Below are 26742 nucleotides of genomic sequence, written 5' to 3'. Positions count from 1 at the left end.
AAACCGTCAAATTTCGCGCGAACTTCTAAAGGGCTCCTGTCATGCGTCCGGTGGTGTCGAAGAGCTCGAGCTCGGCGGGGTGCATCTGGTGCTGGACGACGAAGGAGCGGCTCTTGATCCGCCACAGTCCCTGGCCGGTGCCGAGGGTGGGGATCAGTGACTGCTCGGTGCCGGTGAGGCCGAGCGCGGCCGAGGTCGCGCCCAGTTGGTCGGCTTCCTGGCGGTAGACGATGCGGGTCTCGGCGTTCGCGAGAAGGGACGAGGCGAGGGCCCGCATCGCGGAGCCGGAGTCGCCGACGTTGTCGAGGTCGGTGAGCTTGTGGAAGATCAGCATGTTTGCGATGCCGTAGTGCCGCGCGAGCCGCCAGTGGGCGTCCATCCGCCGCAGCAGCGCGGGGTGGGACATGAGCCGCCAGGCCTCGTCGTACACGACCCAGCGCTGGCCCCCGTTGGGGTCAAGGAGCGCGGATTCCATCCATGCCGACGCGCACGTCATCAGGACCGAGATGAGGGTGGCGTTCTCGGTGACGCGGGACAGGTCGAGGGAGATCATCGGCAGGCTCGGATCGAACGCGACCGTGGAGGGTCCGTCGAAGAGCCCGGCGAGGTCGCCCGCGACGAGGCGACGCAGTGCGTGGCCGACGAGACGTCCGTCCTCGGTGAGCCGGCTGTCGGGATCGTCGGCGGGGTCGGGGGCGAGGAGTCGGTCGACGACCATCGGGAGGACGGGTACGTCGGCACCTTGGACGGTGCGGTCAATGGCGATGTCGACGGCGGTGTGCTCGAGTGGGGTGAGGCGGCGTTCGAGCACGGTCTCGGCCAGAGCTCCGACGAGGTCCCGCCGACGGGATGCGATCTGGCTGGCCCACTGCACATCGTCGTATCCGGAGGGGCGGTGTCCCTCTTCGAGCGGGTTGAGCCGGTTGGGCATGCCGTGGCCCAGGGCGATGGCGCGTCCGCCGACCGCTTCGGCGACGGCGGTGTGCTCACCCTTGGGGTCACCGGGGACGTAGACGCGGCGGCCGAACGGGATCGAGCGGGTGTAGAGGCTCTTGGCGAGGCATGACTTGCCGGAGCCGACGATGCCGGCGAGGACGAGGTTCGGTGCGGTGATGAGGCCGCGGGCGTAGAGGATCCACGGGTCGTAGACGAACGAGCTTCCGGAGTAGAGGTCCTGGCCTACGAAGACGCCTTCGCTGCCCAGGCCACCTTCGGCGAGGAACGGGTACGCGCCGGCGAGGGTGGCCGAGGTGTCCTGATGCCGCGGGAGTCGGAACCTGCCGGGAGTGCGGAGCGCTGCCGGACCGGGTTCTCCAGCCCGCGGAAGGGTGACGGTGGAACGCTTCTCCGCGCCGAGCGCGTCGGCCTTCCGCTTCGCGTCGATACGGCGGGCTTCGCGGTCCTCCGACATCCGGGCCCGGGCGGCGGCCTTGCGCTGCTTCCGGTCCCTGCGGCGCTCGCGCCCTGGGGAGACGAGTACGGCCGAATGGAGTCGGCCGTCCTGCCAGCCGGTCACAACGACAGCCCGCGATCCGGCAGGGGCCGGGGGACCGGCGCGAGCGACGGGTAGTCCGCGATGTCGTAGGCGATGGTCGCCTCGATCTCGTGTGCCCGGTCGACGCACTCGGCGACCTGATGGATCATCTCGGCGGCGCGATGAAGCTCCCAGGACTCCCTGTACGACGCCGCTCGCCCGGCGTGGGCATCGCCGTTCATCCACGCCTGCTTGCGAGTCGGCCCGTCGTGGAACTCGCCGAGCTGGTGCAGCGACTGGCTAAGCGACGCGAGAGCGGAACTGATGGAACCCAGAACTGCGTAGACCGCTGTCGGGTCGTCGATCGTGCGCGTCGCGTGAGCGAGACCGCGGACTGCTTCCCGGAGTTCGTCGGCGTCCGCGACCGGGTCTTTGAAGGTAGGCATCGGATCCTCCTCGATGAGTGGTGCTCATCGAGAAGGTGCGCGTGGCCGCCCGTCGTGTTGACCGGAGGAGCCCGCGAAGCGCAGGAACCGTCGGCGCTCTTTACAGATCTCCCGGCACGGGTCCGTGGTGCGTGGCATGCTCGATCTGCTGCCGGTGGGAAGGGATGGATGAGCTACGTGCAGTTGCCGATGGTGGAGGTCAACGTCGAGGATCTCCTGCTCGATCTAGCCAACTACCGGATTCCTACGCGTCCCGATGACGAGGCGGCCGCCCTGAACTACCTCTACGCAGAGGAAGACGTCTTGGGTGCAGCGAAGCTCATCCTGCGGGACGGCTACTTCGACAACGAGGTCCCGATAGTTATCGAGGACGACCGCGCGTTTGTCGTGCTCGAGGGCAACCGCAGGGTCAGCGCGCTGAAGGGCCTCCTCGATCCCGACAGCGTCCCGTCGCATGCACACGACCTGCGCGGGTTGTTGAAGCGCTATGCCGTGGAGGCTGAGGATCTGCCTAAGGCGATCCGCGTGCTCGTGGCCGCGTCCCGGGAGGCGGCTAACCCGCACATTGCCCGGCTGCACACCACGGTGCCGAAGAAGCGGTGGAGCCGCGATCAGCAGGCCAACTACTACTACTCCCTGCTCGGGCCCGGCGTCACGGTCGACAACATCAAGGCGGACTATCCGGACGTCGACGTCGTCCGGTTCATCAAGATGGCCGAGATGCGACGCTTCCTGTCCGGGGTCGCCTACCGGGATCCGAGCCTGCGGGACTACGTCACCGGATCTGGTCTAGCGATGTCGGCGTTCGAGTACGCCTACCGCAACGCCGACATCGCTGCGGCGATCGGCGCCTCCTTCGACGGCGACGGCCACCTGCGCCCGACCACTCAACGGCCAGAGGGGATCGCCGCCAGCCTCACCGACCAGCAGCGCGCCGCGACCGAGTACCTGATGGTCGAGTTCCGCGCCAAGCGGCTCAACACTCGCTCACCCGATTTCAAGAAGACGACGCCCGAGCACGCCATGCTCCTCGCCAAGCTCACCGGCACGATTCCGCTGTCCACCGTGGACCAGGCATGCTTTCCGGCCTCGCACGTGCGGTGGGCGAATCTGATCGCCCCCATCAGCGAGCTCAGCGATCCCGGTGATCCGCGACGCCTTGAGGCGTTCATGGTCGACGTACTCGAACGCATGGCCGAGAACGGCGACACCCTCGCTGGGGAGGAGGACGTCCTCGCCGCTGCCGCGAACATCACCGCTACCCGCCCCTGTCCGATCTCACGACCACTTCTCAACACATACCGGCTGAACGCTCGCGACCTAGACGAATACGGGCGCTGGACACCGCTAGCGGCGGCCGAACTGGCTGGCGGGGAGCCGGCGTACAAGCTCGCCCACCTTCGTGACGTCGGCCTCGACATCACCGATCACATGATCGAGCGGCGGGACGCCCGCAGGTTCAACCTTTCGTTCGACCCGCGTGCGGCCATCGACGGAGCGTTCGGGCCCGCGGACCCTGGCGACATTGAAGAAGAGGTGGCGCGCACCGAGAAAGCGGCGGGGCTCGGTGAGCTGTTCACTTCCCGGCTGTCCGTGCTCGTTGGACCTGCCGGAACCGGCAAGACGACCCTGCTGCAGACGCTCGTCGCCCAACCTGAAATCCAGCAGGACGGCGTCCTGCTCCTTGCTCCCACCGGGAAAGCCCGGGTGCAGCTCCAGTCGAAGGTCAACTTTGAGGCTCAGACGCTTGCAAGCTTCCTCGTGAAGAAGGGCGGCTTCGACCCCAACACCGGTCGCTACCAATCAGTCGATCGGGCAAAGCGTTCGAAGGTAGGACTCGTCGTGATCGACGAGGCGTCGATGCTCACGGAGGAAATGCTCGCTGCGACCCTCAGCGGACTCGAAGGCGTCAAGCGGCTCATCCTCGTAGGAGACCATCGCCAACTGCCACCCATCGGTCCCGGACGGCCATTCGTTGACCTCGTCGAGTGGCTGAAGCCGGAGACGTTCACCGGGACAGCCCGAGTCGGTCCCGGATACGTGGAACTCACGGTCTTCCGGCGCCAGAAGGGTGAGGAGGGCCAGCGTGATGACCTCGCCCTCGCACGATGGTTCGGCGGCGAAGACCTCCCAGGGGCCGCCGACGAAATCTGGCAGAGACTCCGGGTTGGGAGCCCGTCAGAAACCCTTGCGTACCGGAGGTGGGCCGATGAAGGCATCGTGCCGACCCTCATCCAAGCAATCGAGACCGAGCTCGGACTAGAAGATGCAACCGACCCAGAGCGGGCGTTCAAGCTGACCTACGGCGGCCACCTGTCGGACGATGGAAAGTGGGTCAACTGGCGCACCGGAGACGGCGGCGCCGGCGACCGCTGCGAAGACTGGCAGGTGCTTTCCCCGACCCGTTCCAGGGTGTTCGGAACCGTCGAGCTGAACCGCTTGATCAAGCAGCGATACCGCGCAGGTGACCTGCGGCGAGCGGAGAACTTCTACGGCCATCGCCCGCCAAAGCCCATCGGTCCGGAGCGAATCGTCATGGGCGACAAGGTCATGCAGACGCGAAACGACAGCCGGGCTAAGGCGTATCCGGACGGCGCCGGCATGAACTACGTCGCCAACGGCGAGATCGGTGTTGTGGTCGGACGGGCAAGCAAGTCCCCGAACTTCGCCAACGTCGAGTTCTCCTCGCAAGTCGGCGCCACCTACGGGTACCGCCCTTCGTCGTCGGACGACCCTCCGCTCGAGTTGGCGTGGGCTGTGACGGTTCACAAGTCGCAGGGTTCGGAGTTCGGAGTGACCTTCCTGGTCCTGCCGTCGAGGGTCGCTGTCAGTCGCGAGCTGCTGTACACCGCGCTGACCCGACAGACGCGCAAAGTCGTCATCCTGCACGAAGGCACCGTGGATGAACTGTTCGAGCTCGCCTCGCCAGCGTTGTCCGAGACCGCGCGACGGATGACCGACCTGTTCCGCAAGCCCGCGCCGCGGGAACTAGCGTTCGGTGACGCTATGCGGAGGTTCGACGCGAATCTCATCCACGTCGCCCCCGGTGGGGTGCTTGTGCGGAGCAAGAACGAGGTGATCGTTGCGTCGATCTTGCAGGGCCTCGCGCCGGACCGGTGGTCGTACGAGCGCCCGCTGTCGATCGACGGGGTGACGAAGTATCCCGACTTCATGATCGAGACCCCTGCAGGCGACGAGGTGATCTGGGAACACCTCGGGATGATGAGCAACCCCAAGTACGCGTCCGATTGGGAGGCAAAGAAGGCCTGGTACATCGCGCATGGCTACCGGCCATTCGACGACCCAGCTGGCCCTGGGACCCGTGGAGTCCTGATGTGGACCGACGACAGCAACGGAGTAGATCAGCCTGGATGGGAGTCCATGGCGAAACAGATACTCGGTTCCGCCACACCACGTCGTGCTGCGAAGAAGGCGCCAGGGCGACGCTAGGCGCAAGGCTGTCGGTGCATCGTCGTAATCTCGCATTTGGCCGGACGTGGACAGGTGCGACTGGTGAAGCAAGAGGAGTTGAGGGAGTATGGCGCGGATCGAGGCCGAGGTATTGGATCAGTTCTTCGAAACGCTCGCCGAGCACGAGGCCGTGAACGAGTCCGTCGTCGGGGCGCTCCAAGCCGCACTCTCGGAAGACCGGCTGCCTCGGGCTGAGTCCCTCGTCGTACTGTTTGCGGACTCGAGCGGAGACAAGCTCGCGTGATCCAGATCGAAGAGATCCACATCCAGGAGTTCCGTGGCATCCGAGACCTTACGCTGAATCTGGCCTGCAAGTCGTTTGCCGTGTGGGGGCCGAATGGTTCCGGGAAGAGTGGGGTCGTCGATGCCATCGATTTTGCGCTCACCGGGAACATCGGGCGACTGACGGGCCAGGGAACTGGTGGCCTGAGCGTCCTCAAGCATGGGCCGCATGTAACGCAGCGCGATAACGCTGCGGCCGCCAGGGTGGCACTGACCGTGCGTGACCCGGCGACGGCGCAGACCGCGGTTCTCTCCCGCACCATTCGGTCAGCGAGCACCTATACGCTCGAGCCTGACACGCCGGAAATGCGAGCCGCAGTCAAGCAAGCAAGCATCCACCCCGAGTTGACGCTGTCGCGGCGCGAAATTATCAAGTACGTCGTAGCGGAGGCTGGTAAGCGGGCGCAGGACGTTCAGATCCTGCTCAAGCTTGATCGGATTGATGAAGTCCGCCGGCTGTTTCGAACCGCTCAGACCAACACCAGTCGGACGAAAACGACAGCGGACTCCGAGGTGGCTGGAGCTGAGGACGCTCTTCGGCGCCACCTGGACATTGCGGAACTCTTGACGGACGGGATCACGAAGGCCATCAACAGTCGCCGTGAGGTTCTTGGTCTGGACGCCATCGACACCATTTCGGCCTCCTCTGATCTGACAGTGGGGGTCCAGCTTGCGGGGTCCACGGCGGTGAACAAGGTGTCAGCCGGGCGAGACATCAAGGCGCTCAGGGATCGGCTCTCTGAACCTGATCGACTCGACTCTGCCAAGGGCCGCCTCCAGGACGCGCTGACTGACTTGGATGAGGAGCCAGCCGTCCTGGCGGCGCTTCGGCATCGAGGATTGGTTGAGCTCGGCCTTCAGCTGGCGGACGAGCCGACGTGTCCGCTTTGCGATGTCGAATGGGCTGATGTGGCCTCGCTGAGGCAGCATCTCCAAGAGAAGCTGCATCGCTCTGCGGCGGCTCAACGTTTGGGTGAGCGGATTCGGTCCTCAGCTGATGCCATCATCGCGGAGGCACGCGGGACCCGGACGCTGATCGACGCCATCGTTCCGCATGCCAGAGCGCTCGGGAGCGTCGATTTGTTGGCCGTCCTTGAGTCGTGGCGAAGCGACCTGGCACGATTCGAAGGATCGTTGGGTTCAGTCGAGCAAGTGGTCGAAGCGCGGCATTCCCTCACGAGTGATCCGATTCCGATTCCGCCTGGCTATCTCGACGCGTGGTGCGGCTGGCAGATCAGGTCGACGCACTTCCTGACGACTCGGCAGCGGTTGAGGCTGCATCCTTCCTCACCATGGCTCAGGACCGGTGGAACCGCGTTTGCCAAGCTCGTGCCGCGCAGGCCAAGGCCGTCGCGACTTACGACACCGCCAGCGCGGTATACGACACCTACTGCACCGTCGCCGATCAAGTGCTTACCTCGCTTTACGAGGAGATCCAGACCGAGTTCAGCGAGTTCTACCGGTACATCAACTCCGACGACGAGGGCACGTTCATGGCTGAATTGCAGCCTGACGCCGGCAAACTCGATCTGGAGGTCGACTTCTATGGCCAGGGCATGTTCCCTCCAGCTGCATATCACAGCGAGGGGCATCAGGACGGGATGGGCGTATGCCTCTACCTAGCACTGGTCAAGCGGTTACTCGGCGACGAGTTCCGGTTCGCAGTCCTGGACGACGTTGTCATGTCTGTCGACAAGAACCATCGGCGGCAGTTCTGCGCGCTTCTGACGAGCACCTTCCCGGAGGTCCAGTTCATCATCACAACCCACGATGAAGTCTGGGTCAGGCAGATGCAGGGTTCCGGGCTAATCGGTCGAAATGCCCAAGCCCGATTTCACGGATGGACTGTCGATGACGGGCCGCACGTTCAACAGGGACACGATGTATGGGACGCCATAGCAGCTGACCTCGCTGCGGGAGAGGTGAGCCCTGCCGCTGCAAAACTCCGCAGATACCTGGAAGCCACGCTCGGCGATCTTGCGGCCGGACTGCGCGGACAAGTCACCTACAAACCCGAGAACAATTACGAGTTGGGCGACTTCCTCAGCGCCACGACCGGCAGACACGCTTCTTGGCTCAAGAAGGCGTCCGCGTCCGCGAACTCTTGGGGCAACACCGCAGTCAAGGAACAAGTGGAAGCACTGAAAGAGGCGCGCCAACAGACTGTCTTGGCCCAGCAAGCGGAGTCCTGGGCCATCAACCCGCTGGTCCACTACAACGAATGGGCGAACCTCAGCAAGGCTGACTTCCAGCCCGTGGTCGAGGCTTGGCGTTTGTTCTTCGACCTGTTCAAGTGCTCCAGCCCCGACTGCGGGTCATGGATCTACGTGTCTGGGCCGCCGGGACAGGAAGAAGCACTGCGATGTGCTTGCGGCACGTACAGCCTCAACCTGTTGACGCGGTAGAGCCAATGGCCCGTCAGGTGCAGAACCGAGTGCTCTAGCTATCGGACGAGTGGCCGCACATTCGTGCAGTGCTTCGAGCCGACGGATCGATTCTTCGCAGTCGGGGCTAGCGTAATGTTCGAAAATGGGTCGCCCCTCTCGGGCAGACTGAGCGCGTGCTCCTGACCGTCACGACCACCCACCAGCCGGCGACCGATCTTGGCTACCTCCTGCACAAGCACCCCGACCGTGTGCAGGAGTTCAAGCAGTCGTTCGGAACAGTGACGGTCTTCTACCCCGAATCCACCGACGAGCGTTGCACCGTTGCGCTGATCCTCGACGTCGATCCGGTCCGGCTGGCCCGCTCGCGGGGCAAGAACGCCCCGGACTTCAGCCTCGCCCAGTACGTGAACGACCGCTCGTACGCAGCGTCGTCGCTTCTCGGCGTGGCGATGGCCGACGTGTTCAGCACCGCTCGCAGCGGTCGCTGTGATTCCCGACAGGACCTTGCCGACTCGGCGATCCCGCTCGAAATTTCTGTCCCGGTGCTGCCCTGCCGGGGTGGACCGGAGATCGCGCATCGGCTGTTCGAACCGCTGGGTTGGACGGTCGAGGCCGAGCCCATCCCGCTGGACGATGCCTTCGCCGACTGGGGCGACTCCCGCTACGTCCGCTTGCACCTCATCGGGGTTGTCCGACTGGCCGATGCGCTCAACCAACTGCACGTCCTGCTTCCCGTCCTGGACGAGTCCAAGCACTACTGGCAGGGTCCCGACGAGGTCGACAAGCTGATGCGATCCGGGGAGGGCTGGCTCGCCACCCACCCGGAAGCCAAGCTGATCACCCGCCGCTACCTCGGCCGCAGCGGCGGCCTGACCCGCGTCGCTCTCGCGCGGCTCGCCGAGCTCGGCGACGACGTGGAGGAGGCCATCGATCCGGCTGAGGACGAGGAAGCCCTCCAACCTGTCGAGAAGCGGGTCCCGCTCAACGCCCAGCGCCACGACGCCGTGCACCAGGTTCTGCTCGAACTCGGGGCACGTTCGGTCATCGACATGGGCTGTGGCCCGGGTCATTTCCTCGACCGGCTCATCAAGACGGCATCCTTCTCGCGCATCGCCGGATCCGATGTCTCCACCCGATCGCTGCAGTACGCCGCTCGACGCCTTCACGTCGACCGCATGAGCGAGCGACAGGCCGAGCGCGTGCAGCTCTTCCAGGGTGCGCTCACCTACGAGGACGAGCGATACGCCGGGTTCGACGCCGCCGTACTCATGGAGGTCGTCGAGCACGTCGACCCTCCGCGGCTGGAGGCGCTGGAGCGTGTTGTGTTCGGAGCCACCAAGCCAGGTGCGGTCATCGTGACCACCCCCAATGGCGAGTACAACGTGCTCTACGAAGGACTCGTCGGCATGAGGCACCCCGACCACCGCTTTGAATGGACCCGGGCCGAGTTCGCCCACTGGTCCGACCACGTCGCCTCGACCTACAGCTACGCCGTCGAACGCCGCGGCATCGGCGACCTCGACGACACTCTGGGCACACCGACACAGATGGCCATCTTCACCCGAAAGGAGGGATCCGATGACTGACGCAGCAACCGAACAGCAGCAGGTCACCGTTCCCGCCATGGGCCTGGTCGTCTTGGTCGGGGTCTCGGGAAGTGGCAAGTCGACGTTCGCGCGCAGTCACTTCAAGCCGACCGAGGTCGTTTCCAGCGACTTCTGCCGCGGCCTCGTCGCGGACGACGAGAATGACCAGTCCGCTACCCCCGACGCGTTCGACGTCCTGCACTACATCGTCGGCACCCGCCTGCGTCGCGGGCTGCTCACCGTCGTGGATGCGACGAACGTCCAGCAGCCGGCGCGAGCCTCCCTGGTCAAGCTCGCCAAGAGCCACGACGTCCTCGTCGACGCCATCGTCATCGACGTCCCCGCATCGGTGGCGATCGAGCGCAACCGGCAGCGGCCGGATCGCGACTTCGGCGATCACGTCGTCTCTCGTCAGCACCGCGATCTCATGCGGTCCCTCCGGCGCCTGACGAAGGAGGGTTTCCGTCGCGTTCACGTCCTGAGCGGTACTGGTCAGGTCGAGAGCGTGGAGATCGTGCGCGAGCGACCCTGGAACGATCGCAGGGAGATCCACGGGCCCTTCGACATCATCGGCGACGTCCACGGTTGCGCCTCCGAGCTCCGCACGCTCCTTACCGAACTCGGTTGGAACATCGAGTACGACGGCGACACGGCCGTCGGTGCCTCGCACCCCGAGGGCCGACAGGCCGTCTTCGTTGGCGACCTGGTCGACCGGGGCCCGGACACCCCAGGCGTCATCAGTCTCGTCATGGGCATGGTCGCCGCGGGCACGGCGCTCTGCGTGTCCGGTAACCACGAGGCCAAGCTCGTCCGAGCCCTTCGAGGCTCCAAGGTCACTGTCTCCCATGGCCTCGCAGAGTCACTCGCACAACTCGAAGGCCACCCGGACGATTTCCGTAAGCAGGCACTGGACTTCATGGACGGCCTCATCAGCCACTACGTCCTCGACGACGGAAAGCTCGTCGTCGCCCACGCCGGCCTCAAGGAGGCCTACCACGGCCGCTCGTCCGGACGAGTCCGCTCGTTCGCGCTGTACGGCGACACCACCGGCGAGACCGACGAATACGGGCTCCCGGTCCGCTACCCCTGGGCGCAGGAGTACCGCGGCCAGGCAATGGTCGTCTACGGCCACACCCCAGTCCCCAAGGCCGAGTGGATCAACAACACGATCTGCCTCGACACCGGAGTCGTCTTCGGCGGCGAACTCACCGCGCTGCGCTACCCGGAGCGGGAAATCGTCTCGGTCTCTGCGGAGAAGGAGTGGTACGCACCCGTCCGGCCGCTCGCGCCCTCTGCTGGGGATCGCGAAGCGTCGGTGCTCAAAATCAGCGACGTCGCAGGCACCCGCTGGCTGGAGACCACCCATGCCGGCAAGGTCAAGATCCCCGAAGAGAACGCCGCAGCCGCACTCGAGGTGATGAGCCGATTCGCCGTCGACCCACGGTGGCTGATCTACCTGCCGCCAACCATGTCGCCGGTCGCCACCTCGAAGCTCGATGGCTTCCTGGAGCACCCCGCCCAGGCCTTCGACGAGTACTCCGGCTGGGGCGTCACCCGAGTCGTCTGCGAAGAGAAGCACATGGGCTCACGCGCCGTGGCGGTCATCGCGAAGGACGCCGACGCCGCCGAGCGAAGGTTCGGCATCGGCGACGGCACCACGGGAGTGGTCTACACCCGCACCGGACGACCCTTCTTCGCGGACGCCGGCGAGCTCGTGGACCGGTTGCGGGAGACCGTCGCGCCACTGTTCGAGTCCCTCGACACCGACTGGCTCGCCCTCGATTGCGAACTCCTGCCCTGGTCGGCCAAGGCCATGGATCTGATCAAGGCCCAATACGCATCGGTCGGCACAGCCGCACGCCACGTGCTTCCCGATGCACGCAAGGTTCTCGAGCAGGCCGCTGCTCGTGGACTCGATGTCGCGGGACTCGTCGAGAAGGTCGACCGTCGACTCGGCAACGCCGAGGCGTTCCGCGATGCCTACGCCGCCTACGTCCACCCGACCCAGGGGCTCGAAGGTGTCACGCTCGCACCGTTCCAGATCCTGGCCTCCGAAGGCCGGGCTCTTGCGCTCACCGAGTCCCACGAGTGGCACCTCTCCGAGCTCGCCAAGCTCGAAGGCGACCTGATCACGCCAACGCGGCACCGGTTCGTCGACCTCGCCTCGCAGGACGAGCGGGACGCTGCCACGCACTGGTGGCTCGACCTCACCGCCGGCGGGGGAGAGGGCATGGTCGTCAAGCCCGCTCACCTCTCCGAGGGACGGATCCAGCCGGGCATCAAGGTGCGCGGTCGCGAGTACCTGCGGATCATCTACGGGCCCGACTACACCGACGCACTCGACGTACTCCGCGACCGCCACCTCGGCAAGAAGCGCCAACTTGCCCAGCGGGAGCACGGACTCGGACTGGAAGCGCTCACCGCGTTCATTGACCACGAGCCGCTCTGGAAAGTCCACCAGTCGGTCTTCGCTGTTCTCGCGCTTGAGTCGGAACCTGTCGACCCGCGGCTCTGAAGGATTCGGCGAGTTTCCTGAGATGCCGCGATCCAGCATCAGTGAGCAGACCAGGCGAGCTTCGATAAGACTGGCGGGTGTAAACCGCTTTGGAGGTCGGCGCCTTCCCCATGCACGCTTCTCCCATGGCCGACGAGGAAGTACCCAAGGTGCCCGAGGCCGAAGAGAGCGCTGGCGGCGCCTCGGACCGGGACCGTGCCCGCGAGCTCGGTGAGCTGCTGTGGCTTGCTCGGACCACGTTCCTGTCGTCCTAGAGCGACTTCCACTGGCGCCCAGGGCGCGCGTCGCAGGCATCGCTGGACAACGGCGCCCTGACCGCCATCGACACAGCCACGAACGGCAAGGACGGCATCTTCTCTGGGCCGAGCCTCATCCATGAGGTCGTGGCCACCTACCTGGAGATCGGCGCCGGACACCTCGCTGGGATGGGCCTGCTGTTCTATTCCGGCGAGGTGTTCTTTCCGCCGAAGCCGCTCGCCAGGAGCGTGATCGAGAACTGTGCCCGGGCGCAGTGGGTGCTCGGGAAGACGGGCGACAAGGCTGAAGCCCGACTGGCTCGGGCGTACCTCGAGGAGTTCTACAGCTCGATGGTCGCCAAACGCACCGCTGGTCACCTTGGCGGGAAGGCTGACCCGGTCCATCAGGCCGCACGGGCCCGTTGGAAGGAGGTTCGGGCGCGCATGATCGCCGCGTTCCCGGATGCCACGCCGACGACCATCGACGCCGGCGAGCTGGGCGGGGAGAAGAAGCCAGGGGTCGAGGAGTGCCTGAAGTGGTTCTACGAGCTGCTCCGTGAGCATGCCGGCGGAGCTTTCGACGAGAAGCAGGCCGAGGGCCTATATGACTTCCTGTCGAGCGGTACTCATCCGACGCTGTACCAGGCACGGCAGCTGCGTGAGTACGTCGACCACGGTGACCATGCCGGGACTCGACTGGTGATCGACATCGGGTTCCTCGAGCGACTGGCCGGCGCTGTCCTCGTCGCCTACTACCAAGTGCTCGCCAGCACGTTCAGCTACTTCGGTGCTGACCCGTCACCGGTGGAGGCGTTCGGCGACGCGATCGCTGCAGCCCTCCCTGGCACGCTAGTTACCTCTACGACCTGAGAGGCGTATCGGCACGGGCATTACCGACGAGCTGTGTTCTGCAATCGGTCGTCGAGCTGGACGATCAGCGGTGGCGGACGCGGTAGTCCTGGACGAGCGGCTCGATGACCGACGCGAGTTCCAGTAGACCTTGCAGCGCTCTGTCGAGCGCGGTGACTTGGTCGGCCTCACCTGCGGCGACCTTGGTCCTCAGCCCTTCCAGTTCGGTGTTCAAGGTCGCGAGGGTCTCGAGCATCTCGGTTGGGTCGGCTGGGTGGAAACGTCCTCTTCCGGGCATGGTCCAACGATGCCCTCGACCGTCCGGATCCGGCGACTCGGGTCCTCGGCGCGGCCGAGTTCACTCGGAAGGTGAGACGCGATCGCCCCCCGCTTACCCTCCTTTGCGGAGGTAGGTTCACCCATCCACCAGCGCGTAGCGGGCCGGGTCGGCGAGGTACGGCCACACCTGCTCCGGTGTCGCGGCGATGTGCGTGGTCACCTCGAGTGGGGCAGTGTTCACTGATCCTCCTGGTTGCGCAGATCCGACTCAACGACGGCTGCAGGGGCTGAAAGGCGCCAAATCAGATGTCGTAGGTCAGCGCGAACTGGCGCCTTGCAGGGTGGGCAGCCTCGTGCGCTCGCTGCGGTCGTTTGCGTCCGTCGGCGCCCGTCTGTGGGAGGGCTCGGATTGGGCTCGCTTTCATTCGCAATCACCCGCAGTTGGACGCCGACGCCAGCTCGCGTCCGAAACGGCATCGCCGCAGGTCACGGGCTCGTTCGGCCTCATGAGCGCAGGCGCCCGCAAAGGATCGCACTTACGCTCGGGGTCATGTACGTCTTCCCGATGACGCATCACGTGGAATGCGTCGCATTGCTGACGAAAACCGGCTCTGACCTGCGCTGATGCGATCTGGAGGGATGTGTTTCTCCAGTGGCAATCGGTCTTGAGACCCGCTTTGGGCTCGGTCTGAGGTCTGCAGGACCCAGGCACTGCGGATGTGAACGCCCACTGCTGCGTCTGACAGCCGCGGCGGCGCCGTCATCACGCACGGGACGACGAGAGCTGTCCTTGTGTCCTACCCCTGAACGGGACCTAGAAGTCGTCCGCGCGTCGTAGCCGACGCGGCCGTCCGTCGGGGTCGTGCAGGAGTGCATACGGCACCGAGGCGACCGCACGAGTCAGCAGCCCGAGCTCTGGCGACTCGATCCTGCGAAGGCGCCCCTCCGGTCGTGGACCGGTCTGCCCACCATGCCACCACGTGTCGAGGCGGGCCGCACTTGCTGCGAAGGTGGCGAACATGTCGGCTGGTTCCAGGCAGTCGGCCATCGCATCATCCCGGTCACCCCATTCTCGGTCCAGGTGCTCGGCGGCAAGGGTGAGTCGGAGATGGCGACCGAACTCGCCATCCCGGTCGATGACGACCGCGGAGAGTTCGGAATCGTGGGTCCACGAGCGCCGGTTGAAGTTGTCGGAGCCGATGGTCGCCCAGGTGTCGTCGACTATGCAGGCCTTGGCATGCACGTAGACAGGGACTCCTGCGTGATTCTCCAGGCCGTAGATCGCGACTCGGTCGGGGAACTTCCGCAGCAGGTCACGCATCGCTCGGCGGCGACCCTCCAGCTGAGGGAGTCGTCCCAGCACACCTTCCAAGTCGGTGAAAAGAGGCACCACCCCGATGAGGTGCAGGTCAGGATTTCGCTCCAAGGCCGTAGTGAACATCTGCGCAACGTGATGCCCCCACAGGTACTGATCCTCCACGTAGACCAGTCGACGCGCATGCTCGATGGCCTTCGCGTATCCGCGCGCCACACTCCTCTCGCCACCCCTGGCGAACGGGTAGTCACGGCTGGAGGGCAGCTTGGGGTACGTCCGCAGCAGCTGTACCACGTGCGTGCCACCAGGCACGGGTGGCGGCGGGGGACGCTGTGCCGGCAGCGGGCTCGGTGTCGGACCCGTGGCGGAAGGCGAGCTGCTTCGCCGCAGCCCCCACCAGCGACGAGGACTGCCGTTGAGCGGAGCCGGATCCTCCCACCGCTCCCGGAAGACTGTCTCCACATCGTGCACGGCCGGCCCGGAGATCTCGGCCTGGACGTCGTGCCACGGCGGGGTGGCGCCGTACTCCGCGGCCATTTCGTAGGACTGAGGGTCGCCGGCATGGGTGGCGTCGTCCCTGCGGGAGTGGCACAGATCGATGCCACCCACGAAGGCCACGTCGCGCGTGGGGTCGTCCCGGTGCCGCAGCACGATCAGCTTCTGGTGGTGGGAGCCTCGGTTCCGGACCCGCATGTCGAGCCATGCCTCGACGCCGTGGGCCCGCAGGCGCGCACCGAACTCGGCATTGTCGCCCTCGGCATCGGTGACCGCTGCGATGTGGGAGTGCCATACGAGACCTCGTACGTCGACCCCGCGGGCGGCGGCCCGGCCCAGTACGGCCATGACCTCACTGCTCGGCTCGCCGGTGAGTTGCTCGTCGGGGTCGCCCTGCCAGTCGGTGAAGACGATGGAATCGCCAGCTCCCGTGGCCTCGATCCGCTGGTACAGCTCGGCAAAATAGGTAGCGCCGTGGATCAGCGGCCGTACCAGGTTTCCCTCGGACCACGCCCGGCCCTGGTGGCCATCATCAAGCCGTGTCTGCCCGTTGCCGCGCTCGCCAGGGGTCAGCAGCCACTCGACGTCGTCCGGATAGGGCACGGCACCCACCATGGCACAAGCGAAGTGCAGGGGGTGAGGCTGGTGGTGGCGCATGCTGCGTCACATCCCGACAAGCGCGTCCAGCGGTCGGCGGCGGAGGATCAGTTGATGTCGCTGCGACGTTCCAGCATGACGGTGTCGCGCCAGACGCCGTCGAGCTGTGCGACGCGAGCCCGTACGGCCAGGGTGCGGTACCCCGCGGAGCGGTGCAGCGCGAGGCTGGCCCGGTTCTCCGGGAAGATCGAGGTCTGCAGCGTCCACAGGCCGGCCCGGTCGGCCTCGGTGACCTGGGTGAACAGCAATGCCTTCCCGACGCCACGACCGCGCGCGGTTTCGGTGACATAGACGGAGGTCTCGCCCACGCCGGCGTAGCACGCACGATCCGAGACGGGCTGGATCGCAGTCCAGCCCGCAACCCGGCCGTCGAGTTCGGCGACCCACGCCATCCCCGGGAGCCACTTGGCGCGGAGTTCGTCAATCGTGGGGACTGAGGTCTCGAAGGTGGCGTTGCGAGTGAGGAGACCTTCTTCATAGATGGCGAGAATCGCGGCCATGTCCGCCTCGACCGCCGGCCGCGCGATCACATCGGCGGGCAGGTCCGAGGGGCAGCACGGTGGTGCCGACAAGGTGCCCATGACGACGTCGGCCGCGTGCGGCAGTCCGGTGCAGCACGCAGGGTTGACCGAAACCATGCTGGAGGTGCCGACCTTGTCGACCACGACGAAGCCGACCTTCTTGAGCACCTGGCAATGGTGCGAACAGGTGGACTGGGAGATACCGAGAAGTTCGGCCAGATCGCCGATCCGCATCGAGCCGGACCGCGAGGTCGAGAGGGTGTGGAGTAATCGAACCCGGGTGGGGTCAGCGAGCAGTGCGAACCACTCAGCGAATTGCTCCGCGCTCGCTCGGTCGAGACTGAGCGCTTCCGAACCAGAAATCTTCATGGTCGAAGAATACCTTGCATCTATCGATCTCGGTCGATATTGTTCCTCTATCGACGCCCGTCGATGAAAGTCTGGTGAGGAGTTCGAGATGCAACTACCCGTGATCATCATTGGTGCCGGACCCATCGGGTTGGCCGCGGCAGCGAATGCGGCCGAACGCGACATGGACTTCACCGTCGTCGAAGCCGGCGCTGATGCCGGAGCAGCCGTGGGCCAGTGGGGACACGTGCGGCTCTTCTCCTCGTGGCTCGAACTGGTGGACCCAGCCGCGCGTCGGCTTCTCGAAGCCGCCGGGGACTGGACTGCCCCGGACGACGACGCCTACCCCACGGGTGCCGAGTGGCGCGCGGCATACCTCGAGCCGCTGGCCGACCTCTTGGACTCCTCCGCGCACGGAAGCGTGCGCTACAACACGCAGGTCACCGGTGTGAGCCGCGCCGGACGGGACCTGTTGGTCGATTCCGGGCGCGACAACGACCCCTTCGCCGTCCACGTGATCGGTCCCGAAGGTCACGAGCGGCTGCTGGGCAGTGCGGTCGTGGATGCCTCCGGCACCTGGACCAGCCCCAACCCGCTGGGGGCCGACGGCTACCCCGCACGCGGAGAGCGCGAGCATGCCGACCGCATCACCTACGGGATCCCCGACTTCACCGACGCCACGGTCGCTGCGCGGTACGCCGGCAAGCACGTCGCCGTCGCTGGCAAGGGCGCCTCGGCCCAGGGTGTACTGATCGGGCTGGCCCAGATCGCCAGGCGAGACCCCGACACTCATGTCTCGTGGTTGTTGCGCCGGCCCAGCGTCGGCGATGCCTTTGGGGGAGGCGACAACGATCAGCTCGAACAGCGCGGCAAGCTCGGTCAGGACGCGAAGGCGGCGGCCACCAGCGGACTGGTCACCAATGTGACCCAGTTCCGCACCGAGTCCGTCATCGCCGAGCGCGATGGTCGGCTCACGCTCGGCTCCATCGACGGTCAGCAGGTTGCGGGCGTCGACGAGATCATCGTCGTCACCGGTTTCCGTCCCGACTTCGGTTTCCTCTCCGAGGTGCGTCTCGACCTCGACCCTGCACTGGAGTCAGCACGGTTCCTGGCCGAACTGGTGCACCCCGATCACCACAGTTGTGGCGACGTCCCGGGACACGGGTACAAGGAGTTGGCCCAGCCGGAGGAGGGTTTCTATGTGGTCGGCATGAAGTCCTATGGCCGGGCCCCTTCGTTCCTGGCCATGACCGGATTCGAACAGGTCCGATCCGTGATCGCCGCGCTCGCCGGCGACCTCGACTCAGCAGGCCGGGTGGAGCTGCAGTTGCCCGACACCGGGGTCTGCAACGGCGCCGGCGCATTCGACGCCCCAGACGCGGTCGCCTCGACCGGCGGCTGTTGCGGAGCCCCCACCGTCGAACCGGAGCTGATCAGCCTGGGCCGCCCCGCTCGGTGAGGCACCTCAGTTGGAGTACGCCGGACGGTCTGAGACACGAATTCGAGCACCTCGACACCGCGACCACGCAGGTCGAATGATCGTCTGACCCGTCGCGTGATGGTGCGGAGGGTCAGCTCATCCCCGTGACCGAGAGATATCCGTGCCACAGGTTCGCACCGACGACCACCGCGACCGCGGCTCCGGCCAGCATGAACGGACCGTGCGGCACCCGCGCCCGACGGGAGGCGCCGGCGAACGCCAACAAGCCGAGCCCGACGCCGGCGCCGAGCACGAATCCCGCCAGCAGACCAGTGAGGGTGACACCCCAGCCGAGCCACCCCAGCACGAATCCGAGCAAGGGTGCGAGAGCCACGTCGCCGAGGCCCATGCCACGCCCCGCGGTGGTAAACCAGATCCCCCCATAGACCAGGAACCAGAGTCCGGCAGCGAGCAGGGCGCCCGCGATCGGCTGCGGACCGCTGACCCACACGTCGAGGCCCAGGAGCAACGAGCACCCCACGGCCGCGACGCCGGTGACGGCGAAGGGCAGTCGCTGGTGCTCGAGGTCGATGACGAACAGGGCGATTCCAGCTCCCGCGAGGAACAGGAATGCAGGAAGGTGTGCCGTGAAACCGACGGTCGTGGCGACACCTGCGAAGACCGCGCTGGTGGACAGTTCTCCGTGAGCTTGGGCGAGGCGAAGATCATCAACTGATCGCTGTCGGTGACCAGGGCGGCGTCTGCGGCGCGATTGCTCAGGGCTCGATAGAGCCGCTCCTGGCCGGCGAGTCGCTCCTCAGCGCTGCGCAAGGCAGTCAGGTCGTGAGCGACGAGTGCGATGTGCCGCGGCGCCCCGTCCGGCTCCCGGATCAGCGCCGCGTCCACCAGCAGCTGCAGTGAGCGACCCTCGGAGTGCACGGCGATCACCTCGACGGAGATGGTGTCGGTGTCACCGTTGCGCAGCCGATCGAGCTCTCCCCGCAGCGTCGGGTCGTCAAGGGGATGCATCACCGAGAACACCTCACGCCCGGGGAACCAGTCCCGGTCGTGGCCCAGCAGCTGTGTCAGGGTGCGGTTGACCTCGGTGAAGTTTCCGTCGAAGTCGGTGAATGCCTGGGGCAGGGGTGACTGCTCGAAGAAGAGTCGGGTGTCTTCGTCGAGCGTGCCGGACGGGTCAACCGTCTCACCTTCCATGACGTTCCTTCGTGCTCGGCGACGCGCCGTGGAGACTCCGTCAGCTCCCACGGTTGGCGCCCGCAAGTTCATTGTGACCCACCCTGATTGCCGCGTCCGGACAATGGGGAGTGGATGGCGAATTCACACTCCATCGACGCCGGTGGTCGTGGGTCTCCGGGAGATTCGGGTGCTCAACGACGGACCGTGCGGCTGGTCACGAGAAGGCTGCCCCGGCGAGAAGCGGCAGCGAGGGCGGGGCGACAGCGATCCCTCCGCAAGTCGGGGATGTCGGCTTGTGGGGGCATGTTCGTGCCCCTGCCCGGGTACTTCTGCGGGGACAAACCAGATTTGAGGAGGCAAGACCATGACTGACAACAACCGAATCGACACCGGGGACCGCGGGCAGAAGGTCCGCATGGCTGCCTTGGTGGTGGGGGTCGTCTTCCTCGCCGTCGGGGTCCTCGGCTTCATCCCCGGGATCACGACCGACTACGACACGATGGAGTTCGCCGGGCACGAGAGTGGCGCGAAGCTGATCGGCCTCTTCCAGGTCTCCGTCCTGCACAACATCGTGCACCTGCTGTTCGGTGTGGCCGGCTTGGCCATGGCCCGCACCGCGAGGGGCTCGATCGCCTTCCTGATCGGCGGTGGGGTGATCTACCTGGTGCTGTGGATCTACGGCCTGGTCACCGACAAGATGAGCGAGGCGAACTTCGTGCCCCTCAACACCGCCGACGACTGGCTGCACTTCGTGCTGGGTTTGGGCATGGTCGGCCTCGGCGTGATGGGCCAGCGAATGCTGCGGGGTCCGGTCTCGGGTGTTGCGGGTCGCTGACTCCGACTTCCCTGACTTGGCAGAGCCGGCGCTATTGGGGGCGCCGGCTCTGTCATGTGCCAATGGTCGGTCCCGTGCCACGATGACGGCATGGACTCTGAGACCCGCACCTATGTGACCGGTGACCGCGAGGTGGTGCTCGACCTGACGCGGGACTGCACGGACTTCGTGAATGGTCGGGGTGACGGCTTGCTGAACCTGTTCGTCCCGCACGCGACGGCGGGACTGGCCATCCTCGAGACGGGCGCCGGCAGCGACGACGACCTGCTGACCGCGTTGGTCGACCTGCTGCCTGCAGATGACCGGTGGAAGCACCGTCACGGCAGTCGTGGTCACGGTCGTTCCCACGTGATGCCAGCGCTGATCCCGCCGTATGCATCGGTCCCGGTGCTCGAGGGCCGGATGGCCTTGGGCACCTGGCAGAGCGTCTGCCTGGTCGACCTCAACGTCGACAACCCCGAGCGCACCGTGCGCTTCAGCTTCTTGTGACATAGCCAGACGTAGGTGGTCGTGATCGCTGCTTGGTGCTGGCGATGGTGCTGCGAGTTGGGAGGCAGGCTCGGAAAAACTTTCGTGACCGATGTCGAAAGAGCAAGATGCCACACGACGTACGTGTGAGCGGTCACCGAACAAGCGGTGCACCACCGACATCGAGGAGCCAGCAATGCCGCGTTTCATGGGATTCGTCCGGATGGAAGAAGGAATCGGTCAGCCGCCGCAGGCGCTGATGGACGCGATGGGCGTCTACATCACAGAGCAGGCAACGGCGGGTCACTTCCTGGACGGCGGTGGCCTCTATGGCACTGAGGACGCGGTGAACTTCGTCGTGCGCGCGGGGGAGACCACCCGGGTCGACGGTCCCTACGCCGAGGCCAAGGAGATCGTCGGTGGTTGGTCGCTGCTCGACTATGCGACGCTCGAGGAGGCGGTCGAGGCGCAACGCGAGTTCGCCGACCTGCACGCCAAGCACTGGCCCGAGCTCACCATGGTCGCGACGCTGCGCCAGGTTTCCGAGGAGCCTCCGTCGCCCTCTGACGGCTGAAGGGTCCAACACCTCGACCGTGCGGCCAGTCTCGTGATCCTCACTAGGCTGGCCGCATGGGCCAGGACCGGGAGTCGACCGTTGCCGCGATCACCGCGGTATGGCGTGCCGAATCCGCTCGGTTGGTCGGTGCCCTCACCCGGATGACCCGGGACCTCGACCTGGCCGAGGACCTTGCCCAGGACGCACTGCTCGCCGCGCTCGAGCAATGGCCGCGCGACGGCGTACCAGCCACTCCCGGTGCCTGGCTGATGACGACCGCCAAGCGTCGCGCCATCGACACCTTCCGCCGCGCAGAGACCCTGCGTCGCAGGACCGCCGAGATCGGTCACAGCCTCAGCGAGGAGGACGGCATGCCCGACCTCAGCACGCAGGTCGACTCCATCGAGGACGACGTGCTCCGATTGATCTTCCTCTCCTGTCATCCACGGCTCACCGCCGAGTCCCGCGCCGCGCTGACCCTGCGGTTGGTCGGCGGCCTCACCACCGCCGAGATTGCCCGCGGCTTCCTGGTGCCCGAGGCAACGATGGGGCAGCGGATCTCGCGCGCCAAGCGGACCCTGACCGATGCCGGCATCGAGTTCGACCTGCCCGTCGGCACCGAGCGCATGGCGCGCCTCGACGATGTGATGGCGGTGATCTACCTGGTTTTCAACGAGGGCTACACGGCCACCGCGGGAAGCGACTGGATGCGGCCGGAACTGATCGCCGAGGCGATCAGGCTGGCGCGGATGATCGCTGCGCTGGTGCTGGACGAGCCTGAGGTGCATGGGCTCCAGGCGCTGCTCGAGCTGCAGGCCTCGCGGATGGGGGCGCGTGTCGACGCATCGGGGAATGCCGTGCTGCTCGAGGACCAGGACCGCGCACTGTGGGACGTATTGCTGATCCGGCGCGGCCTGGCCGCGTTGGCAACGGCGGAGCAACTTGCTGCATCAGGCAGACCGGTGGGGCGCTATTTCTTGCAGGCTGTGATCGCGGCGCACCATGCGCGTGCGGACACGGCCCAGGAGACGGACTGGCGCGGCATCGCACGGATGTACGACGTGCTCGCCCAGGCCGCACCAGGACCCGTCGTGGAGGTCAACCGCGCCGTCGCGCATGGGCGGGCGTACGGCGCGGCCGCGGGGCTCGCTGTCCTCGACGCCTTGCCAGACGGTGCGCTTGCCGGGACACACCTGTTGCCCAGTGTGCGCGGCGACCTGTTGGCGCGGGCAGGGCGGGGGAGTGAGGCCGCGGTTGCGTTCCGCGAGGCCGCGGGACTCACGCAGAACGAAAGGGAGCGGGCGGTGTTGTTGGGGCGTGCGGAGAGCTTGGGCTGATGGTGGGTGGCCAAGGCTGCATGGTGCAGTGCCGTGCGCCAGACGGTGTACGCCCCACTGCGACCCGCACCCTTCTCCCATCCCTGGGTACCGCGTCGGTCAGGCGACGTTGTTCTGAGGCGCCCTCCCGGTGCCGCGACGTCGCGGGACGGAGGACCGAGTGGTGCACACCGAAATGCTCGAGGCTCACCCCAAGGACCTGGGCGGGATCGACAAGGACAAGCTCGCGGACTGCATCGCCGCTTGTTTCGAGTGCGCTCAGGTGTGCACGGCCTGCGCCGACGCCTGCCTGAGCGAGGACATGGTCGCCGATCTGACCACATGCATCCGGACGGATCTCGACTGCGCGGACCTGTGCGTCGCCACTGGGAACGCTCTCTCGCGGCGCACCGGGTCCGACGCGCGTCTCACCCGAGCGTTCCTCGAGGCCTGCGCGACGGTGTGCAAGGCATGCGGTGACGAGTGCGCACAGCATGCCCAGATGCACGAGCACTGCAGGATCTGCGCTGAGGCGTGCCGTCGGTGTGAAGAGGCGTGCCGTGCCTTGATCGCCACCCTCTGACGACCTATGGAGGTCAGTCGGTGGCCGAGGCATTGAGGATCGGTCGGCGTCGCCCGGTAGGTGCCGCGCTCCTGGGACGCCACCGGTCTCCAGGCGGGTCGGCGCGTGCCTGGAATGCCTCGCCTGGCCCCGAGGAGATGCGACACGTACGGCGGAATTCGGGGCTGGGTTCGGTTCCGCTTCGATCTCATGTATCTTGATGTCAAGAGACCTTGCTCGGCCCCGACCACTAAGGGTTGCCTCTCTTACGTAATGCCGGTAAGCGACGGCAAGATGGGTGCCGAGCGAATCGAGACTTCTGAGGAGATGTTGACTGTGGCCAGTCAGGACAGCTTCGGTGCGAAGAGCACCCTGGACGTGGACGGCAAGTCCTACGAGATGTACCGCCTCGACGCGGTGAAGGGTGAGGGTATCGACGTCGAGTCGCTGCCGTTCTCGCTCAAGGTTCTCCTCGAGAACCTGCTCCGCACCGAGGACGGCGCGGACATCACTGCCGAGGACATCAAGGCGCTCGCCGGCTGGGACGCCGACGCCGAGCCCTCGAAGGAGATCCAGTTCACGCCTGCCCGCGTGATCATGCAGGACTTCACCGGGGTTCCCTGTGTCGTCGACCTCGCCACCATGCGCGAGGCGATGGCCGACCTGGGTGGCGACCCGAGCAGGATCAACCCGCTGGCGCCGGCCGAGATGGTCATCGACCACTCCGTCATCGCCGACGTCTTCGGCACTCCCGACGCCTTCGAGAAGAACGTCGAGATCGAGTACGAGCGCAACAAGGAGCGCTACCAGTTCCTGCGCTGGGGCCAGGGCGCCTTCGACGACTTCAAGGTCGTCCCGCCCGGCACCGGCATCGTGCACCAGGTCAACATCGAGCACCTGGCACGCGTCGCGTTCACCCGTGACAACAACGGCGTCACGCAGGTCTACCCCGACACCTGCGTCGGCACCGACTCGCACACCACCATGGTCAACGGCCTCGGCGTCGTCGGCTGGGGCGTCGGCGGTATCGAGGCCGAGGCAGCCATGCTCGGCCAGCCGGTCTCCATGCTGATCCCGCGCGTGGTCGGCTTCAAGCTCTCCGGCGACCTCCCCGAGGGCACCACCGCCACCGACCTCGTGCTCACGATCACCGAGATGCTCCGCGAGCACGGCGTCGTCGGCAAGTTCGTCGAGTTCTACGGCCCCGGCGTCTCCGCGCTGCCGCTGGCCAACCGCGCCACGATCGGCAACATGAGCCCCGAGTTCGGCTCCACGATCGCGGTCTTCCCGATCGACGAGGAGACCGTCACCTACCTGCGCCTGACCGGTCGCAGCGAGGAGCAGATCGCCCTGGTCGAGGCCTACGCCAAGGAACAGGGCATGTGGCACGACCCCTCGGCCGAGCCGCGCTACTCCGAGCGCCTCGAGCTCGACGTGTCGACCGTGGTTCCCTCCATCGCCGGCCCGAAGCGTCCTCAGGACCGCATCCAGGTCACCGACGCCAAGCAGTCCTTCCGCGGCGCGCTCTCGGCGTACGTCGACCACGAGGCGCCGACCGTCGCCGGTGCCTACGACGAGGCACTCGACGAGTCCTTCCCGGCCTCGGACGCGCCGGCCGCCCACGACGGCGTGGACGGTCAGACCCCGGCACGTGACTACATGTCCTGCGCCCCCAAGGACGGCGGACGCGCGGCCAACCCGGCGCACGTCAAGCTGGCCGACGGAACCGAGTTCGAGATCGACCACGGCGCCGTCACCATCGCTGCCATCACGTCGTGCACGAACACGTCCAACCCCTCGGTGATGATCGGTGCGGCCCTGCTCGCGAAGAAGGCCGTGGAGAAGGGCCTGCAGCGCAAGCCGTGGGTCAAGACCACGCTGGCTCCGGGGTCGAAGGTCGTCTCGGACTACTACGAGAAGTCCGGCCTGACGCCCTACCTCGATAAGCTCGGCTTCAACCTGGTCGGCTACGGCTGCACCACCTGCATCGGCAACTCCGGTCCGCTGATCCCCGAGGTGAGCCAGGCGGTCAACGACAACGACCTCGCCGTCGTCTCGGTGCTCTCGGGGAACCGCAACTTCGAGGGTCGGATCAACCCCGACATCAAGATGAACTACCTGGCCTCTCCGCCGCTGGTCGTCGCCTATGCCCTCGCCGGCTCGATGGACGTCGACCTGTTCAACGACTCGCTCGGCAAGGACACCGAGGGCAACGACGTCTTCCTCAAGGACATCTGGCCCTCGCCGACCGAGGTCGAGGAGATCATCGCCTCGACGCTGACCTCGGACATGTTCGACAGCTATGACGACGTCTTCGCCGGTGACGAGCGCTGGAAGGCGCTGCAGACCCCGGAGGGCAACGTCTTCGAGTGGGACGCGGACTCCACCTACGTCCGCAAGGCGCCGTACTTCGACGGCATGCCGGAGGACCCGCAGCCGGTCACCGACATCGAGGGCGCTCGGGTGCTGCTCAAGCTCGGCGACTCGGTCACCACCGACCACATCAGCCCGGCCGGTGCGATCAAGAAGGACTCGCCCGCAGGCAAGTACCTCACCGAGCACGGCGTCTCGAACCGTGACTTCAACTCCTACGGCTCGCGTCGTGGAAACCACGAAGTGATGATTCGCGGCACCTTCGCCAACATCCGTCTGCGCAACCAGATGGCGCCCGGCACCGAGGGTGGCTTCACCCGCGACCTGCTGGCCGAGGACACCCCGGTGACCACGGTCTTCGAGGCCTCCGAGAAGTACATCGAGGCGGGCGTTCCGCTCGTCGTCCTGGCCGGCAAGGAATATGGCTCGGGCTCCTCGCGTGACTGGGCTGCCAAGGGCACCGCCCTGCTCGGCGTGAAGGCCGTCATCGCGGCGTCGTACGAGCGGATCCACCGCTCGAACCTGCTGATGATGGGTGTGCTGCCGCTGCAGTTCCCCGAGGGCCAGGACGCGGAGTCGCTGGGCCTGACCGGCGAAGAGACCTTCTCGATCACCGGCGTCACCGCGATGAACGACGGCCCGACGCCCAAGACCGTCAAGGTCAAGGCCGGCGACGTCGAGTTCGACGCAGTCGTGCGCATCGACACCCCCGGTGAGGCGAACTACTACCGCAACGGCGGCATCATGCAGTACGTCCTGCGCAACCTGCGCAAGGCCTGATCGACCCCACGCAGCAGGCCCGCCACCTCTCCGGTGGCGGGCCTGCTGCCGTCCGTGGACATCTCAGTCCCGCACCTGCATGGAGTACGCCGCTGCGAGTGCCCGGCGCAGAGCCGCGTCGTTGCGGTGGGCCAGGGATGCCTGCACCTTGTCGTGGGCTTCCATGCGGGGAGTGACCCCGAAGGTCTCCGGATGCGCTGCGGTGAGCTCGTCGCGCAGCTCGCGGGCGCAGCGAATGGTCAAGGTGTCGAAGTCCTCGAGACGGGCGACGAGGCGATTGTCGACGTACCACGCCGGACGGTCGGCGCTGCCCTTGCGGCGGCACCGCGGCATGGCCTCGAGGAAGGTGCCGACCTGCTCCGCGTCCATGCTCT

General features: G+C 66.3%; 23 protein-coding genes and 2 pseudogenes. 16 read left to right on the top strand and 9 right to left on the bottom strand.

Annotation, left to right across the window (positions count from 1 at the left end; all coding sequences use genetic code 11):
- Window positions 1–25: 25 nt before the first annotated feature.
- Both BJ980_RS03810 and BJ980_RS03805 read right to left on the bottom strand, forming a co-directional pair.
- On the bottom strand, window positions 26–1516 hold the full coding sequence (locus tag BJ980_RS03810; protein WP_179501063.1) for an ATP-binding protein: 1491 nt from the start codon (window positions 1514–1516) through the stop codon (window positions 26–28).
- A complete protein-coding gene (locus tag BJ980_RS03805) occupies window positions 1513–1920 on the bottom strand; it encodes a hypothetical protein (protein ID WP_179501062.1) in 408 nt (135 codons plus the stop codon). The genes BJ980_RS03810 and BJ980_RS03805 overlap by 4 nt, the downstream gene beginning before the upstream one ends.
- A 168-nt stretch (window positions 1921–2088) precedes the next feature.
- Between BJ980_RS03805 and BJ980_RS03800 the strand changes: the two genes are divergently transcribed.
- From BJ980_RS03800 to BJ980_RS03775, 8 genes and pseudogenes are all read left to right on the top strand, one after another.
- Window positions 2089–5370 carry an ATP-dependent DNA helicase gene (locus tag BJ980_RS03800; protein WP_179501061.1) on the top strand — a complete coding sequence of 1094 codons (3282 nt, stop codon included), beginning with the start codon at window positions 2089–2091 and terminating at the stop codon, window positions 5368–5370.
- Window positions 5371–5458: 88 nt separating this feature from the next.
- On the top strand, window positions 5459–5635 hold the full coding sequence (locus BJ980_RS03795) for a hypothetical protein (protein WP_179501060.1): 177 nt from the start codon (window positions 5459–5461) through the stop codon (window positions 5633–5635).
- A pseudogene (locus BJ980_RS19565) lies at window positions 5632–6147 on the top strand (ATP-binding protein); the annotation flags it as partial. The gene BJ980_RS03795 and the pseudogene BJ980_RS19565, both read left to right, overlap by 4 nt.
- A gap of 743 nt (window positions 6148–6890) precedes the next feature.
- Window positions 6891–8078: a hypothetical protein gene (locus BJ980_RS18825; protein WP_246279919.1), complete on the top strand. Its 1188-nt coding sequence runs from the start codon at window positions 6891–6893 to the stop codon at window positions 8076–8078.
- A gap of 155 nt (window positions 8079–8233) precedes the next feature.
- Window positions 8234–9646 (top strand): 3' terminal RNA ribose 2'-O-methyltransferase Hen1, encoded by a 1413-nt coding sequence (locus BJ980_RS03785; RefSeq protein WP_179501058.1) that lies wholly within the window; start codon window positions 8234–8236, stop codon window positions 9644–9646.
- Entirely contained in the window at window positions 9639–12161 is a 2523-nt protein-coding gene (locus BJ980_RS03780) for a polynucleotide kinase-phosphatase (RefSeq protein ID WP_179501057.1), read from the top strand. The genes BJ980_RS03785 and BJ980_RS03780 overlap by 8 nt, the downstream gene beginning before the upstream one ends.
- 125 nt (window positions 12162–12286) lie before the next feature.
- Window positions 12287–12415: a hypothetical protein gene (locus BJ980_RS19205; protein WP_281363713.1), complete on the top strand. Its 129-nt coding sequence runs from the start codon at window positions 12287–12289 to the stop codon at window positions 12413–12415.
- A gap of 129 nt (window positions 12416–12544) precedes the next feature.
- Window positions 12545–13267 (top strand): hypothetical protein, encoded by a 723-nt coding sequence (locus BJ980_RS03775; RefSeq protein WP_179501056.1) that lies wholly within the window; start codon window positions 12545–12547, stop codon window positions 13265–13267.
- A 64-nt stretch (window positions 13268–13331) separates the two neighbouring features.
- Here BJ980_RS03775 and BJ980_RS03770 read toward each other — a convergent pair whose 3' ends face one another.
- From BJ980_RS03770 to BJ980_RS03755, 4 genes are all read right to left on the bottom strand, one after another.
- The gene (locus BJ980_RS03770; RefSeq protein ID WP_179501055.1) at window positions 13332–13502 is read right to left on the bottom strand and encodes a hypothetical protein; all 171 of its coding nucleotides are present in this window, start codon (window positions 13500–13502) and stop codon (window positions 13332–13334) included.
- Between the two features lie 159 nt (window positions 13503–13661).
- The gene (locus tag BJ980_RS03765; protein ID WP_179501054.1) at window positions 13662–13766 is read right to left on the bottom strand and encodes an SRPBCC family protein; all 105 of its coding nucleotides are present in this window, start codon (window positions 13764–13766) and stop codon (window positions 13662–13664) included.
- A 573-nt stretch (window positions 13767–14339) separates the two neighbouring features.
- Window positions 14340–15938 carry a phospholipase D-like domain-containing protein gene (locus tag BJ980_RS03760; RefSeq protein WP_343047675.1) on the bottom strand — a complete coding sequence of 533 codons (1599 nt, stop codon included), beginning with the start codon at window positions 15936–15938 and terminating at the stop codon, window positions 14340–14342.
- A gap of 101 nt (window positions 15939–16039) precedes the next feature.
- Entirely contained in the window at window positions 16040–16882 is an 843-nt protein-coding gene (locus BJ980_RS03755; RefSeq protein ID WP_179501053.1) for a helix-turn-helix domain-containing GNAT family N-acetyltransferase, read from the bottom strand.
- A gap of 88 nt (window positions 16883–16970) precedes the next feature.
- Here BJ980_RS03755 and BJ980_RS03750 point away from each other — a divergent pair, with 88 nt between their 5' ends.
- A complete protein-coding gene (locus BJ980_RS03750; RefSeq protein WP_179501052.1) occupies window positions 16971–18320 on the top strand; it encodes an NAD(P)-binding protein in 1350 nt (449 codons plus the stop codon).
- Window positions 18321–18432: 112 nt separating this feature from the next.
- On the opposite strand, the gene BJ980_RS18820 is transcribed toward BJ980_RS03750, so the two are convergent.
- Window positions 18433–18852, bottom strand: a complete 420-nt coding sequence (locus tag BJ980_RS18820; protein WP_246280091.1) for an A24 family peptidase — start codon at window positions 18850–18852, stop codon at window positions 18433–18435.
- Between the two features lie 6 nt (window positions 18853–18858).
- Between BJ980_RS18820 and BJ980_RS18815 the strand changes: the two genes are divergently transcribed.
- A complete protein-coding gene (locus BJ980_RS18815) occupies window positions 18859–19017 on the top strand; it encodes a hypothetical protein (RefSeq protein WP_246279918.1) in 159 nt (52 codons plus the stop codon).
- Window positions 19018–19100: 83 nt separating this feature from the next.
- On the opposite strand, the pseudogene BJ980_RS19560 reads toward BJ980_RS18815, so the two are convergent.
- Window positions 19101–19496, bottom strand: a pseudogene (locus tag BJ980_RS19560) (PAS domain S-box protein); the annotation flags it as partial.
- 346 nt (window positions 19497–19842) lie between these two features.
- Between BJ980_RS19560 and BJ980_RS03740 the strand changes: the two are divergent.
- The 6 genes from BJ980_RS03740 (at window position 19843) to acnA (ending at window position 26368) form a co-directional block, all read left to right on the top strand.
- Window positions 19843–20313 carry a DUF4383 domain-containing protein gene (locus BJ980_RS03740; protein WP_179501050.1) on the top strand — a complete coding sequence of 157 codons (471 nt, stop codon included), beginning with the start codon at window positions 19843–19845 and terminating at the stop codon, window positions 20311–20313.
- 90 nt (window positions 20314–20403) lie between these two features.
- The gene (locus tag BJ980_RS03735) at window positions 20404–20802 is read left to right on the top strand and encodes a YjbQ family protein (RefSeq protein ID WP_179501049.1); all 399 of its coding nucleotides are present in this window, start codon (window positions 20404–20406) and stop codon (window positions 20800–20802) included.
- Between the two features lie 175 nt (window positions 20803–20977).
- Complete coding sequence (locus BJ980_RS03730; RefSeq protein ID WP_179501048.1) at window positions 20978–21355, top strand: YciI family protein; 378 nt, start codon at window positions 20978–20980, stop codon at window positions 21353–21355.
- A gap of 56 nt (window positions 21356–21411) precedes the next feature.
- Window positions 21412–22674 (top strand): RNA polymerase sigma factor, encoded by a 1263-nt coding sequence (locus BJ980_RS03725; protein ID WP_179501047.1) that lies wholly within the window; start codon window positions 21412–21414, stop codon window positions 22672–22674.
- Between the two features lie 163 nt (window positions 22675–22837).
- The gene (locus BJ980_RS03720; RefSeq protein WP_343047674.1) at window positions 22838–23236 is read left to right on the top strand and encodes a four-helix bundle copper-binding protein; all 399 of its coding nucleotides are present in this window, start codon (window positions 22838–22840) and stop codon (window positions 23234–23236) included.
- Between the two features lie 306 nt (window positions 23237–23542).
- Window positions 23543–26368: an aconitate hydratase gene (acnA, locus tag BJ980_RS03715; RefSeq protein ID WP_218855659.1), complete on the top strand. Its 2826-nt coding sequence runs from the start codon at window positions 23543–23545 to the stop codon at window positions 26366–26368.
- 63 nt (window positions 26369–26431) lie between these two features.
- Here the strand turns inward: acnA and BJ980_RS03710 are convergent, their stop codons facing one another.
- Complete coding sequence (locus BJ980_RS03710) at window positions 26432–26737, bottom strand: hypothetical protein (protein WP_179501046.1); 306 nt, start codon at window positions 26735–26737, stop codon at window positions 26432–26434.
- Between the last annotated feature and the right edge of the window lie 5 nt (window positions 26738–26742).

The organism is Nocardioides daedukensis (assembly GCF_013408415.1).
In the GTDB taxonomy this organism is placed as follows: Bacteria; Actinomycetota; Actinomycetes; order Propionibacteriales; family Nocardioidaceae; genus Nocardioides; species Nocardioides daedukensis.
Note: the sequence above shows the minus strand (reverse complement) of the source record. Positions and strands in the feature narration are given on the sequence as shown.